Genomic DNA, 12,122 nt, shown 5'->3' with positions numbered 1-12,122 from the left:
TTTAAGATATTAGTAATCGAGGCAAATAGACGGGTATTTCGTTATTGATTACAAGAATGTTCGACTTTGCGCATCTGTGATGCAAAAGCCTTGACATGTTCATCCCATGCGTAGAGCAAATCAGGGTCAAAGTCTGCTCCATTTGGCCATACGATTGTCCCCACTTCATCGTCAACCATCACCTGTCTGAAAAAATCAGGATCGCGAAGCGGTTCATAAAGTTCACCATACAAAACGGATTCCAGATCGATTTCCTTTGCCGTGCCATTATCGAAATGTACGCGCAAATAATAATTGTCGAGTACATCCACCCCAATGATCTTTACAAATTCATGTTTCATCGTGCGTTATTGTATTGGGTGATGACAGTTAAAGATGGTTCGCCACGTCCCGACTTGTCGGCACTCGCGATGACATTGTCAGTGCTGTTTCAAAAGCCGGAATTGCGGAGCTGGGGCTCCGCGCTCCCAGGCCATCCCTTCACTCCGCCGTCGGCATGAAATACTCCTTCATCCTCCCGTAAATTTCGCGCTTTTCGATCAGTCCGGCAATCATGCCAAGTACCGAAGCCGCGCCGGAGGCGAAAAAGATCGGGCGCGCGGAGATGTTGTTGGTGTAGTAGATCGCCGGAATACCGTGCTCTTTGGCAAAGCTGTCGAGCGAGGTGGTGCCGATCACCAGATCAGGCTTGTGCTCCAGCACGGCCTGCATATCCTCTTCGAGATATTTCCGGTAGCGCACCTCGGTGCCGAGCATCGCGAGCAGGCGATGATCCTCCTCGCCGAGCGGCGTGCGGGCGATGGAGGTCGAGGCGTACGGCACGTCGAGGCCCGCTTCGAGCAACAGACGCACCAGCGGCAGCTCGTTGCCCTCGTAGCCCGCGACAATCACCGAACCGTGCAGCTTTTGCGCGAACCCGGCCATCACCCCCTTGGCTTTCTGCCGCTCCTCCTCGGCCACCTGTTTGACGGTCTCCGGGTCGAGGTCGAGCGCCTCGCCGATTCGCTCGATCCACTGGCCGGTGGCGTTCGCGCCGATGGGGTTGCCGCCCACGATCTTCACCCCCGCCGACTCGAAGAGCGCTGCCGTGCGCTCGTAAAACGGATGCAGCACCGCGCAGGCCGACGCGCGTCCCGCCTGCACGTAGTCGTCGAGGTCAGCGCCGGGCAGCGTTATGACCGACACGACGCCGATCTTCTGCAGAACACCGCCAATCATCATCGCATCGACCGGAAAGATTTCCCCCAGCACCACGAGCGTCTTGCCCTTTTTCGGCTCGCCGAACGCGCCGAACCGCTTGACGAGCGACGAAACCGCCACGTCCTTGGCCTCCGGGTGCGTCCGGATCTGGAACGCCGGAAGCCGCACCAGCAGCACCTCGGCGTTGCCGACACGTTTCGGAAGCAGCTCCTCGGCGATGCCCGCCGTCTCCGCGACGCAGGTGCTCACCACCGGAATGAAGCGCACCGCCGGGTCTTCGGCAATCTTCTCGATGGTGCGACGGACGTCGTCGATCATCGTGCCGCCCGAAATCTGCACGTTCATCAGCTCCGGCGACACAATCGAGCGCCGCGCGGCGTAAAAGTGCGACACGAAGGTCAGTCCGTACAGGCAACCCTGGTCGGCAACCATGCAGACCTGCGCGCCATCGATGCGCATGAGGACGCGCAACCCGCCGAACGCGGGGCACATCGATTGCGGATGCAGTTTGTTACAAGCCTTGTTCTCCATACAACACGACATTTTTTGGTGCTTGCTGAATATAGCTGTGAGTCGGCAGGCCTTTTGGCATCGACTTCATGCTGTCGAGCGCGGCATCCCGCGTCTCGAAATCACCGATGACGAGCCGGTAATAGCGGTCTCTGCCGGAAAAAACCGGCCAGAACCTGACCCGGTGTCCAAGTGCTGAAAGACGCTGCCACTCAAGTTTCGCGCTCTTTTTTGACGAGAAGGTCGCAACGACTACTGTAAAGCGTCCCTTGCCGAGCATGGGCGAATCGGCCACTGCGACCTCTGGTTCCGGTGCCTCTTCCGCGAGCGCAACGCTTGCCACAACTGGCGCTGGAACACCCGTATCAGCAGAAACAACAGCGGGTTGCGTATCGGATACGGGTGGCGCGAACTGCCGGTACAGAAACCAGCCCCCGACGAAGAGCGACAGCGCGACGAAGAGCGCCACCGGCTTCATCATCCCCCGGCGCTCCGGAGACGAACGCCCGGACTCGACCGCCGCCTGCTCCGGCATCACGATCTCCTTCAGTTCACCGTAGCCGATGTTGAGCAGCGCTTCAAGCGATCCGTCCGGCTGGAAGCGAAATTTCCCCGACTCCACGGCAAACGATCCGAATCCGCGCAACTCGAACCCGCTCGCGCTGCCGAGAAGCTGCGCGACCATGCCGGAGAGCGCCTGGGCGAAACGCTGCGCCTGGTCGGGCGCCATGTCGAGCCGCGCTGCCGCGATGGTTGCCGTTTCGCCGCTTCCCTTCGGGCGTGACGCGAACTCCACCCGGTTCCTCGGCGGCTGGTAGCGCGTGCCGCCCGAATCCGTCTTGCGCACCGACTGCTCGTGCACGACCGAAAAACCGCCCAGACCGTCGATGGCAAACCGCTTGCGGTCGAGCAGCTCGGCGGTCAGGCCGCCCGCGAACCGGTCGAGCAGTCGCCGGGCCTCGTCCGGCGCGGTGCCGAGAAGCGTGGCGAGGATGTCTGGTGCGGTCTCTACGGCCATTCAGTTCTCCGGAAAAGAGTGAAAAGTCCAGAGAATATAACACATCCCCGCCAAAGCCCGCCCTCCGCCAGACGAGGGAAAGCGCCTGAAAAAGCGTAAGTTCCCGAAAAACCGTAACCGCATGACCGAGACCGCGCAAAGCGTTGGCGAGCTGACCCGCGCCATCAAAAGCGAGCTGGAGAGCCTTTTCCCCTACGTGCGGGTGAAGGGCGAGCTGTCGAACGTCAAGCAGCATAGCTCCGGCCACGTCTATCTGACGCTCAAGGACAGCGAGGCGCAGATTCCGGCGGTGATCTGGAAAAGCGTTCGCGCCCGCTCTCCGCTGGAGCTGCGCGACGGCCTCGAAGTGGTCGCCGAGGGGCGGCTGGAGGTCTGGCCGCCCGCCGGGCGCTACCAGCTCATCTGCACGGCGCTCTTCGAAAGCGGCGAAGGCGAACAGCGAATCGCACTCGAACAGCTCATCGCCAAACTCGCCAAGGCGGGCTGGTTCGACGCCGAACGCAAAAAGCCGATCCCGCGCATTCCGCGCCGCATCGGCATGATTACCTCCTCGACCGGCGCGGTGATCCGCGACATGAGTGACGTGTTCGCACGGCGCTTCCCGGCGGCGGAACTCTTGCTCTACCCGGTGCAGGTGCAGGGCGAGCGGGCCGTCGAATCGATCGTGCGCGCGCTCCGCTACTTCAACGATCCGCCGACGCCGGAGCACCGCGCCGACGTGCTCATCGTGGCGCGAGGCGGCGGCTCATCGGAAGACCTGCAAGCCTTCAACAGCGAAGCGGTGGCCGAAGCGATCTACCGCTCGGCGATTCCGGTCATCAGCGCCATCGGCCACGAAACCGACCTCTCCGTCGCCGACATGGTGGCCGACCTCCGAGCAGGCACGCCGTCAATCGCCGCCGAACGCGCCGTCCCCGACCGCGAGGAGCTGCTGAGGCTGATCGATGGACTGCGCCAGCGGCAATCGATGCTGATGGAGGGAAAAATCTCCGGCGCTCGACTCCAGGTGGACTCCATTGTGAACAGCTACGCCTTCAACCGCCCGGTGCAACTGCTCGCCCAGGTCGAAGAGCGGCTGGCGCAGACGGAAAAGGAGCTGAAGCGAGCCATCTCGGACAAGCTCCGCGACCGCGAACAGCAACTCCGCGCCGCCGCCGACCGCCTCGCGATGCTCGACACGCAGCGAGTGCTGAAACGCGGCTTCGCGCTGGTAACGCAGGACGACCGCTACGTTACGTCCGCCGCAGGGCTGGAAGCCGGAGCGAAGATCGGCGTGACGTTCCACGACGGGCGCCGGGAGGCGAGGGTTGAGGGGGGTAGTGCCTACTGAAAACAATGCGTTTGTCAAACAAGATGAAAATAGGTAACGTCATGTTATTGCTGAACATCGATCATCTTGATATCCCATGAACCCAGATTTTCTTGACGCACACCATCGCCATTGGGAGGATGCAGAGATACTGTTCAATAACAGTCGCTTACCCAATGCCGATCATCTGTATGGAATGGCAGCAGAGTGCGGATTGAAGCGATTGATGATGGTATTCGGTATGATGATTGATGCCGCCACAGGCAAACCATACAAGCCTGCTACAGCTACAAGCCCTATACAGTGGGAAACCAAGCATGTTGACCAGATATGGACACGCTATCAAACATATCTCTCAGGACAACATGCAATCGATTATGCTCTTCCTGCTGATGACCCTTTTAACCTGCCTTTTCCTGAATGGAAGGCGGAACAGCGTTACGCGAGTCGCTCCAATTTTGATAGTGCAAGAGTCCAGTCGCATCGCGAAGGTGCTCTCGAAGTGCAGAACCTCATCAAAAAGGCTGAAATAGACGGACTTATACCATGACCACATTCGATACCATACTGTCAACGATCAGCGAGATATTTCAGGTACACGGCACTGAACTCGCAAAACTGGGATCGGTAGTCATCAATCGCGATCTGAATGGCCGGGTACGTCTGATACTCGAAGAGAAAATACAGGATAATCCTGCGGTGAACACGATTGTTCAGATTCTGGCCGATAAACTGGCACCACACTCTTTTCCTGCCGACCGCATGGTACTGTTCGAGCCGTTTCTTGATGAGGTGACGCAGAATGCCGTGCTGTTTCAGCTTGAAGGTTTCGATCAGGTTACGGTGGTCGATCGTCTGGCAACCGAATCGGACTGGACAACTATTACAAAAGAATCAACCGGAGCACCAAGAATCGTCTTTTTTTCGATCAAGGGTGGCGTAGGCCGTTCTACGGCGATGGCTGTCTCCGCCTGGTCTTTTGCCGAGGAAGGAAAACGAGTGATGGTGCTTGATCTCGATCTTGAATCTCCCGGACTTTCAAGTTCACTTTTGCCTGAGGAGAAACGGCCTGCCTATGGCGTTACGGATTGGCTTGTCGAAGACCTGGTGGACAATACCGACGAGGTTTTTGAAAACATGATCGGAACAAGTGATCTCTCTCACAACGGCGAAATTCTGGTTGTCCCTGCGCATGGAAAAGAGCCTGGCGAGTACATCGCAAAGCTTGGACGGGTCTGGATGCCGAAAATCAGTGCAGAGGGGTCACGAGAATCATGGCCTGTGCGTCTGAACAGACTGCTCAATGAACTGGAAAAACGCTGGAAGCCAGATGTGATTCTGATCGATTCCCGCGCCGGTATCGATGAGGTCGCGTCAGCCTGTATTACCTCTCTGGGCGCAAAAGGTATAATGTTGTTCTCAATCGATGGAAATCAGACGTGGTCAGGCTACCGGATATTGTTCAGACACTGGCATAAAACCGGAGCTGTGAAAGAAATTCGCAATCGGCTGCAAATCGTTGGATCGATGATTCCTGATGATGAAAATCGTCCTAGTTACGAAATAAGATTGCTTGAACACTCATGGAGCGTTTTTACTGACGACCTTTACGATGAGATACCTCCCGGACAAACGTCTGATGAGTATTTCAACTTTGACCAGTTTGACGACACGGCTCCTCATTATCCGTGGTATATTCGCTGGAACAGAGGTTTTCAGGCGCTGGAGTCCATGCATTCGCGTTTAAAAGGTATCGATAAGAATGAAGTAAATGCATTGTTTGGCTCTTTACTTAAAGGCTTGAAGACAATGATAGAAAACGAAGGAGCCTCGCATGTCTGAAGTTTCAAGAATTAGGGCGGCAATAATCAATACCCTTCCAAGGGAAACATCGAACTACGGTGAAGTTCCCGATCAACGCTATGTATATCTGCCTCGGGCACATGTAAAAGCACTGGAACTTTCCACAAACCTTGTTGTCGGTTCAAGAGGCGTTGGCAAGACATTTTGGACCGCAGCACTGAAATCACCAGACATACGGAACATGCTGCGTGACTCTGTTCGAGAACTGGACAATGTTAAGGTAGGAATAGGTTTTTCAGTCAAGCCGATGATTGAACACTATCCTGAAAAGGATGTTATTTCAAAACTTCTCGGCGATGGTTATACACCCTATGAAATTTGGCGAGCTGTAGTACTGAAATGGGTTGCTGATCTCATCGAAACCCCCAATACTCAGGAGAATTGGAGCAATACAGTAGCCTGGGTAAGAGCCAACCCTGAGGAGCTGGCAAGACTCATGGAACAGGCCGATCAGTCACTTCAATCTCAAGGCCAAAAGGGACTTATCATTTTCGATGCGCTGGATTACACGAGCAACAACTGGGAAACCATGGACTTGATCGTCCGTGATCTCCTGAGAGTGGTCTTGTGGCTAAAATCTTATCGGCGCCTTCATGCCAAAGTGTTTCTGCGTGAAGACCAGTTTCAGAGAACCGTTACCGATTTTCCAGATGCATCGAAAATTCTGGCTACCAAAACCGATCTTACCTGGCAACCTCACGACTTGCATGGTTTGCTCTGGCAATGGTTGTGCAATGCACCGGATGAACATGGCGTCATTCTACGGAATATCTATCATAAAATTATTGGTAAAAATCCGGAAATTCATGGTGAATCGTGGCTGCTTGAACGTGAAGCAAAACAGGAAGGTGAGAAGCAGCGCAAATTGTTCGCTGAACTTGCTGGGCCATGGATGGGCAAGGACAGACGGCGCGGTGTGCCATATGTCTGGACGGTCAGTCATCTTGCTGACGCCAAGGGCCGTACTTCTCCGCGTTCTTTTCTGAAAGCGATTCGTGTTGCGGCTGAAGATTCTGATGTACGTTATGCCGATCACTCGTATGCGCTGCACTATGAAAGCATCAAACGAGGCGTACAGGATGCTTCACAAATTCGAATCACAGAGGTCGCTGAAGATTATCCTTGGGTCAGAGAGTTATGCGAAAAATTGATCGGAATGCAGGTGCCTTCAGAGTATGCAAAGATTGAAGAACGCTGGGTACAGGAATATCCGAACGGACCCAAGTCACTTGTTGGAGACCGCTTACCTCCTCAACACCTGGAAAGCGGTTGGGATTGGATTATCAAAGACCTTGAACGTATAGGTATTTTTGAACGGATGAACGACGGCCGATTTAACATGCCAGACCTTTATCGTGTCGGATTTGGCTTGGGCCGCAAAGGTGGCGTCAGGCCTGTAAAGCGAGGATAGCACAGCGCCAACAAACCGATCCACCACTCTCACCCCCCAAACCGCGCCCTGAACAGCCGCCTCACCGCCTCCAGCTCCTCTTCGGTGTTCACGCCCGGCGTGTCGGTTGTCGTTTCGATGCAGCGGATTCGGTAGCCGTTTTCGAGGAGGCGGAGTTGTTCGAGGGATTCTGTGCGTTCGAGCATCGAGGGGGGGAGCGCGACGAACGCTTTGAGCACGTCGGCGCGGAAGGCGTAGAGGCCGATGTGGCGGTAGTATTTCGTGGCTTCGATGGTTTCGCGGCGATAGGGAATCGGGCAGCGCGAGAAGTAGAGCGCGTTGCCGCGAGTGTCGAGCACCGCTTTGACCACGTGCGGGTCGTCGATGATGTGCCGTTCGTCCGGCTTCAGCGCAAAGACGAGCGTGGTGCAGTCGGGTGGCGGGCCATCCTCAAAGAATGGCGCAATGGCGAGGTCGATGGTCGCCGGGTCGATCAGCGGTTCGTCGCCCTGGAGGTTGACGAAGACGTCGCCGCCAACCTGTTCGGCGGCCTCGGCGATGCGGTCGGTGCCGCAGGTCAGGTCGGGCGAGGTCATCACCACCTCGGCCCCGGCCTCGCGGAGCACCGCGAAGATGCGCTCGTTGTCGGTCGCCACCACCACGCGGCTCGCGAGGCGCGACTTGGTCGCCTGCTGCCAGGTGCGCACGATGAGCGGCTCGCCTTCGAGATCGGCGAGCATCTTCTCTTTCAGGCGGCTGGAGCTGAGGCGGGCGGGAATGACGATGACGACGTTCATGGAAAAGTTCTATGATTACTCCGGCGACAATAACTCATAAAAGTCACCGAAAGAAGAAATTGGGCTAAAGCCCTGATTTATTTTGCGTTATCCATAAACCCCGGCTTGAAAGCCGGGGCAATTTGAATGGCAGAATCATGAAAGTCAGAAGGGTAAAACTCTTCTGAATCCAAAACCCGTTTCCCCTGAACCGATCACAACCTGTATCAGCAGCCTTTCCCTACTTTTTCGGTGATTCGAGGATGATGGTGACCGGGCCGTCGTTGATGAGCGAGACCTGCATGTCCGCGCCGAAGCTTCCGGTTTCGACCGTCACTCCGGACTCGCGGCGGAGCAGTTCGACGAAGCATTCGAAGAGCGGCTGGGCGACTCCGGACGGCGCGGATTCGGAAAAGCCGGGACGGTTGCCGCGGCTGGCATCGGCGTAGAGCGTGAATTGCGAGACGACAAGCAGCTCGCCGCCGCACTCCTTGACCGAGCGGTTCATGCGCCCCTCGTCATCTTCGAAAATGCGCAGGTTGGAAAGCTTGCGGCTCATCCAGGCAAGATCTTGCGGCGTGTCCTCGCGCGAGATACCGGCAAGTACCATGAGGCCGCTGCCGATGGAGCTGAAGCGTTTGCCGCCGATGGTGACGCTCGCCTCGCGCACTCGCTGCACAACACACCTCATGCACCCTCCTCCGGTTCGTCACCGAGCACAGAAGCAAGCGCTTTGCGAAGCTCGGAGGGCGTCATGCCCTCCACCTTCAGCACCTTGCTGCGCGAGGTCTGGCCGTTCATAACCGACACGCTGGAACGTGGCACTCCGAGCGTTTTGGCCAGTAGTTGGCAGCACTCCTTGTTGGCGGCATTGTCCACCGGAGCGGACTTGAGGCAGATTTTGACCTGATCTCCGTACCGGCCTGCAATGCCTGTTTTCGAAGAACGGGGCTGCACCCTCACCGAGAGGCAGGCATCATCGCCCTTCTGGCTGATGAACGGCATCGGCTCAGCCGATCACCTTCGGCACCTTGAAGAAGCGATCCTGCCGGTCGGGAGCGTTTCTCAGCGCCTCCTCGTTGGAGAGCGGCGTGTGCTCGACGTCCTGGCGGAGCACGTTGATCTGGTCGTGAATCGTGTTGAGCGGCTCGACCCCTTCGGTATCGACCTCGTTGAGCTTTTCGATGTAGTGCAGAATCGTGTTCAGCTCGTCGGTCATCCGCTCCTGCTCAGGCTCGGTGAACCTCAGACGAGCGAGTTCGGCGATATAGGCAACATCCCTTGTAGTGACAGACATAGTGTAAATCAAATAAATTAAAGCAAATAACCAATATTCGGCACGCAGGAATCAGAGTCGGCAGATGCCGAACTTCTCTTCGTCGTCGCCCTTGCTGGGGCGCTCATCGAGCGGCACGTAATCGCGGCTGGGCGCGCCGAGATAAATCTGGCGCGGGCGGGCGATCTTCTGCTCCGGGTCCTTGACATGCTCGATCCACTGCGCGAGCCACCCCGGCGTGCGCCCGATAGCGAAGAGCACCGGGAACATGTCGGTCGGAAAGCCCATCGCCTGGTAGATCAGGCCTGAGTAGAAATCGACGTTCGGGTAGAGCTTGCGCTCGACGAAGTAATCGTCCTCGAGCGCGATCCGTTCCAGCTCGATGGCGATGTCGAGCAGCGGGTTCCGCCCGGTCTCCGCGAACACGTCGAAGGCGATCTTCTTGATAATCCTCGCGCGGGGATCGTAATTTTTATAAACACGGTGGCCAAAGCCCATGAGCCGTCCCTCGCCCGACTTGACCGATTTGATGAACTCCGGAACCTTCTCGACCGAGCCGATCTTTTCGAGCATCCGGATCACCGCTTCGTTGGCGCCCCCGTGCAGCGGGCCGTACAGCGCAGCGCACCCGGCGGCGATGGCCGAGTAGGGATCGACCATCGAGCTGCTGACCGAGCGCACGGCGTTGGTCGAGCAGTTCTGCTCGTGGTCGGCGTGCAGGATGAAGAGCACGTCGAGCGCCCTCTCCAGCACCGGATTGGGTTCGTACTTGTGCTCGGTCATGCGGAACATCATGGAGAGAAAGTTGCCTGCGTAACTCAGGTCGTTGTCGGGCAGCACGTACGGAAAACCGAGGCTGTGGCGAAAAGTCATCGCCGCCAGCGTCGGAATCTTGCCAATCAGTCGCCGCACCTGAAGCTTGCGGGACTCCTCCTCGCTGACTCGCTTGGCGTCGGGATAGAAGGTCGAAAGCGCGCCCACCGTGCCCACGAGGATGCCCATCGGATGGGCGTCGTAGCGGAAGCCGTCCATGAACTTGGTCAGGTTGGCGTGAGTCATGGTGTGGTGGCGGATGTTGTAAGTCCAGACCGCCAGCCGCTCCTTGTCGGGCAGTTCGCCCTTGATGAGCAGGTAGGCCGTTTCGAGGAACGAGCTTTTTTCGGCAAGCTGCTCGATGGGATAGCCCCGGTAGCGCAGAATGCCCTTTTCGCCGTCGATAAAGGTAATCGTGCTCTTGCAGGAGCAGGTGTTCAGAAACGCCGGGTCATAGCCGAGAAGCCCGAAATCATCATCCGAGGTCTTGATCTTGCGCAGATCCATGCTGCGGATAGTGCCGTTCTCAATGGGAAACTCGTACGATTTTCCGGTGCGATTGTCGGTAATCGTGAGCGAATTGCGATGGTCTGAATCACTCATGAGCGTGTGGCATTTTGCGGTTACAGAAACAAGGGCATCGCCGGAAGCGAAGCTCACCGTCACTACGGCTTTGAATTTACGAAACTCCCGGCATTATCCGTATTCCCGTCAAACGCTTCCCGCCGCCTGCCGGAAGCGGAGAGGCGTTCGTGTCGAAAAAGAAAATTTTGTTTGGAAACAACGATCCGGTTTTCTACATTTGTCCACCAATCAGGAACGGAGCTGTAGCTCAGTCTGGTTAGAGCGCCTGCCTGTCACGCAGGAGGTCGCGGGTTCGAGCCCCGTCAGCTCCGCACCGTTTCCCCCCGAAAAGCCTCCGGAAAACCGGAGGCTTTTTTTATGTCCAGACCTTCTCTTTCCATCATCCGCTGACCGTAAACCCCTGCTTTCCGATGACCGTTTTCATCGATTCGAGATCGACCTTCGACTCATCGTACTCGACCTCCACAATGCCCTTCTGATGGGAGGCGCTGGCTTTTTGCACCCCCTCCAGCTCTTCGAGCGCTTCGCTGACCAGCATTTCGCAGCTTGAACAGCGCATTCCGCTAACACGTATTTCCGTTTTCATCTCTCTATTGTTTATTAATTGAAACGTAACCCACGTAACCCGTTTTCCGGAAAGTGTGCAAAAATCCGGCCACCGGCAACACCGCGCCCCGGCACACTCGGTCTCTTTGGCGAAAACAGCAATGGAACGCGGGAGTTAGCAGAAACATAAACCAGTCGCTATATTGAGGCTTATGACACAAAGCCCAAAACCATACCGCCGCCTTGCGGTCCTCTGCCGCCCGTTTATCATTCTGCTTTGCCTTGCCGGACTCTCCGCCTGCAACAACAAGGAGGCCCGCATCAAGGAGTTGCAGCAAACGGTCTGGAAAAATCCGGAAGATGCGCGAGGCTACCTGAACCTCGGCAAAGAGTACGCCCGCCAGGAGCGTTACGACGACGCCATCCAGGCCTACCGCCGGGCCATCGACATTGAACCCGGTCTCGACGAGGCCTACTCGGCGCTTGGCGCGGCCTTTTTCGACAAGAAGGAGTTCACCTCGGCCTTGCCCTGGATGCAGAAACGGGTCGCCATCGCGCCCGACGACTCCCTCCGCCAGTTCGACCTCGGCAACGTTTACTTCCAGCTCAGTCGCTATGGCGACGCGATAGCATCGTACCAGACAGCGATCGACAACAGCTACTCCTTCCCCGAAGCTCGCTACTCGATGGCTGTCTGCTACATCAAAATGGGAAAAATCGACGAAGCCCGTAAAATCCATAAATGGCTTCAGACGAAAAACAATTATCTTGCCGTCTCCCTTGAACGGCACCTGCAGAACGATGTGCCTGACAAGGCCGGAAAATGAATCTCGTAA

The 12,122-nt window shown here is 56.7% G+C and carries 14 protein-coding genes and 1 tRNA gene; 6 read left to right on the top strand and 9 right to left on the bottom strand.

Annotated features, from left to right (window positions below; genetic code table 11):
- Window positions 1-41: 41 nt before the first annotated feature.
- The 3 genes from EST62_RS10200 to EST62_RS10190 all read right to left on the bottom strand — a co-directional run bounded on the left by EST62_RS10200 (window position 42) and on the right by EST62_RS10190 (window position 2,728).
- On the bottom strand, window positions 42-341 hold the full coding sequence (locus EST62_RS10200) for a DUF2442 domain-containing protein (RefSeq protein WP_129051974.1): 300 nt from the start codon (window positions 339-341) through the stop codon (window positions 42-44).
- Window positions 342-480: 139 nt separating this feature from the next.
- Window positions 481-1,731 (bottom strand): chlorophyllide a reductase subunit Y, encoded by a 1,251-nt coding sequence (gene bchY, locus EST62_RS10195; RefSeq protein ID WP_167599302.1) that lies wholly within the window; start codon window positions 1,729-1,731, stop codon window positions 481-483.
- Window positions 1,712-2,728 carry an SPOR domain-containing protein gene (locus EST62_RS10190; RefSeq protein ID WP_167599301.1) on the bottom strand — a complete coding sequence of 339 codons (1,017 nt, stop codon included), beginning with the start codon at window positions 2,726-2,728 and terminating at the stop codon, window positions 1,712-1,714. The genes bchY and EST62_RS10190 overlap by 20 nt, the downstream gene beginning before the upstream one ends.
- 121 nt (window positions 2,729-2,849) lie before the next feature.
- On the opposite strand from EST62_RS10190, the gene xseA reads away from it, so the two are divergent.
- From xseA to EST62_RS10170, 4 genes are all read left to right on the top strand, one after another.
- Window positions 2,850-4,058 (top strand): exodeoxyribonuclease VII large subunit, encoded by a 1,209-nt coding sequence (xseA, locus tag EST62_RS10185; protein ID WP_129051973.1) that lies wholly within the window; start codon window positions 2,850-2,852, stop codon window positions 4,056-4,058.
- Between the two features lie 76 nt (window positions 4,059-4,134).
- A complete protein-coding gene (locus tag EST62_RS10180; protein WP_129051972.1) occupies window positions 4,135-4,587 on the top strand; it encodes an SAM-dependent methyltransferase in 453 nt (150 codons plus the stop codon).
- Window positions 4,584-5,879 carry a ParA family protein gene (locus EST62_RS10175; protein WP_129051971.1) on the top strand — a complete coding sequence of 432 codons (1,296 nt, stop codon included), beginning with the start codon at window positions 4,584-4,586 and terminating at the stop codon, window positions 5,877-5,879. Before EST62_RS10180 ends, EST62_RS10175 begins: the two co-directional genes overlap by 4 nt.
- Window positions 5,872-7,311 (top strand): hypothetical protein, encoded by a 1,440-nt coding sequence (locus EST62_RS10170; protein WP_129051970.1) that lies wholly within the window; start codon window positions 5,872-5,874, stop codon window positions 7,309-7,311. Before EST62_RS10175 ends, EST62_RS10170 begins: the two co-directional genes overlap by 8 nt.
- A gap of 29 nt (window positions 7,312-7,340) precedes the next feature.
- On the opposite strand, the gene kdsB is transcribed toward EST62_RS10170, so the two are convergent.
- From kdsB to EST62_RS10145, 5 genes are all read right to left on the bottom strand, one after another.
- The gene (gene kdsB, locus EST62_RS10165; protein WP_129051969.1) at window positions 7,341-8,087 is read right to left on the bottom strand and encodes a 3-deoxy-manno-octulosonate cytidylyltransferase; all 747 of its coding nucleotides are present in this window, start codon (window positions 8,085-8,087) and stop codon (window positions 7,341-7,343) included.
- A gap of 220 nt (window positions 8,088-8,307) precedes the next feature.
- On the bottom strand, window positions 8,308-8,757 hold the full coding sequence (gene dtd, locus EST62_RS10160; RefSeq protein WP_129051968.1) for a D-aminoacyl-tRNA deacylase: 450 nt from the start codon (window positions 8,755-8,757) through the stop codon (window positions 8,308-8,310).
- Window positions 8,754-9,071 carry a DUF167 domain-containing protein gene (locus EST62_RS10155; RefSeq protein ID WP_129051967.1) on the bottom strand — a complete coding sequence of 106 codons (318 nt, stop codon included), beginning with the start codon at window positions 9,069-9,071 and terminating at the stop codon, window positions 8,754-8,756. The genes dtd and EST62_RS10155 overlap by 4 nt, the downstream gene beginning before the upstream one ends.
- Before the next feature lie 4 nt (window positions 9,072-9,075).
- Window positions 9,076-9,363: an Asp-tRNA(Asn)/Glu-tRNA(Gln) amidotransferase subunit GatC gene (gatC, locus tag EST62_RS10150; RefSeq protein WP_129051966.1), complete on the bottom strand. Its 288-nt coding sequence runs from the start codon at window positions 9,361-9,363 to the stop codon at window positions 9,076-9,078.
- A 51-nt stretch (window positions 9,364-9,414) separates the two neighbouring features.
- Window positions 9,415-10,758: a citrate synthase gene (locus tag EST62_RS10145; protein ID WP_129051965.1), complete on the bottom strand. Its 1,344-nt coding sequence runs from the start codon at window positions 10,756-10,758 to the stop codon at window positions 9,415-9,417.
- A 218-nt stretch (window positions 10,759-10,976) separates the two neighbouring features.
- On the opposite strand from EST62_RS10145, the gene EST62_RS10140 reads away from it, so the two are divergent.
- Window positions 10,977-11,051, top strand: a tRNA-Asp gene (locus tag EST62_RS10140).
- 68 nt (window positions 11,052-11,119) lie between these two features.
- Here EST62_RS10140 and EST62_RS10135 read toward each other — a convergent pair.
- On the bottom strand, window positions 11,120-11,326 hold the full coding sequence (locus EST62_RS10135) for a heavy-metal-associated domain-containing protein (protein WP_129051964.1): 207 nt from the start codon (window positions 11,324-11,326) through the stop codon (window positions 11,120-11,122).
- 172 nt (window positions 11,327-11,498) lie between these two features.
- On the opposite strand from EST62_RS10135, the gene EST62_RS10130 reads away from it, so the two are divergent.
- The gene (locus EST62_RS10130) at window positions 11,499-12,113 is read left to right on the top strand and encodes a tetratricopeptide repeat protein (RefSeq protein WP_245153593.1); all 615 of its coding nucleotides are present in this window, start codon (window positions 11,499-11,501) and stop codon (window positions 12,111-12,113) included.
- Window positions 12,114-12,122: the final 9 nt, after the last annotated feature.

The organism is Chlorobaculum sp. 24CR, assembly GCF_004118635.1.
Taxonomy (GTDB): Bacteria; Bacteroidota; Chlorobiia; order Chlorobiales; family Chlorobiaceae; genus Chlorobaculum.
Note: the sequence above shows the minus strand (reverse complement) of the source record. Positions and strands in the feature narration are given on the sequence as shown.

Bases quoted from the DNA above. Each gene is read 5' to 3' on its own strand.
- EST62_RS10200 (WP_129051974.1), bottom strand. From the start codon at position 341: ATGAAACATGAATTTGTAAAGATCATTGGGGTGGATGTACTCGACAAT.
- bchY (WP_167599302.1), bottom strand. From the start codon at position 1,731: ATGGAGAACAAGGCTTGTAACAAACTGCATCCGCAATCGATGTGCCCC.
- EST62_RS10190 (WP_167599301.1), bottom strand. From the start codon at position 2,728: ATGGCCGTAGAGACCGCACCAGACATCCTCGCCACGCTTCTCGGCACC.
- xseA (WP_129051973.1), top strand. From the start codon at position 2,850: ATGACCGAGACCGCGCAAAGCGTTGGCGAGCTGACCCGCGCCATCAAA.
- EST62_RS10180 (WP_129051972.1), top strand. From the start codon at position 4,135: ATGAACCCAGATTTTCTTGACGCACACCATCGCCATTGGGAGGATGCA.
- EST62_RS10175 (WP_129051971.1), top strand. From the start codon at position 4,584: ATGACCACATTCGATACCATACTGTCAACGATCAGCGAGATATTTCAG.
- EST62_RS10170 (WP_129051970.1), top strand. From the start codon at position 5,872: ATGTCTGAAGTTTCAAGAATTAGGGCGGCAATAATCAATACCCTTCCA.
- kdsB (WP_129051969.1), bottom strand. From the start codon at position 8,087: ATGAACGTCGTCATCGTCATTCCCGCCCGCCTCAGCTCCAGCCGCCTG.
- dtd (WP_129051968.1), bottom strand. From the start codon at position 8,757: ATGAGGTGTGTTGTGCAGCGAGTGCGCGAGGCGAGCGTCACCATCGGC.
- EST62_RS10155 (WP_129051967.1), bottom strand. From the start codon at position 9,071: ATGCCGTTCATCAGCCAGAAGGGCGATGATGCCTGCCTCTCGGTGAGG.
- gatC (WP_129051966.1), bottom strand. From the start codon at position 9,363: ATGTCTGTCACTACAAGGGATGTTGCCTATATCGCCGAACTCGCTCGT.
- EST62_RS10145 (WP_129051965.1), bottom strand. From the start codon at position 10,758: ATGAGTGATTCAGACCATCGCAATTCGCTCACGATTACCGACAATCGC.
- EST62_RS10135 (WP_129051964.1), bottom strand. From the start codon at position 11,326: ATGAAAACGGAAATACGTGTTAGCGGAATGCGCTGTTCAAGCTGCGAA.
- EST62_RS10130 (WP_245153593.1), top strand. From the start codon at position 11,499: ATGACACAAAGCCCAAAACCATACCGCCGCCTTGCGGTCCTCTGCCGC.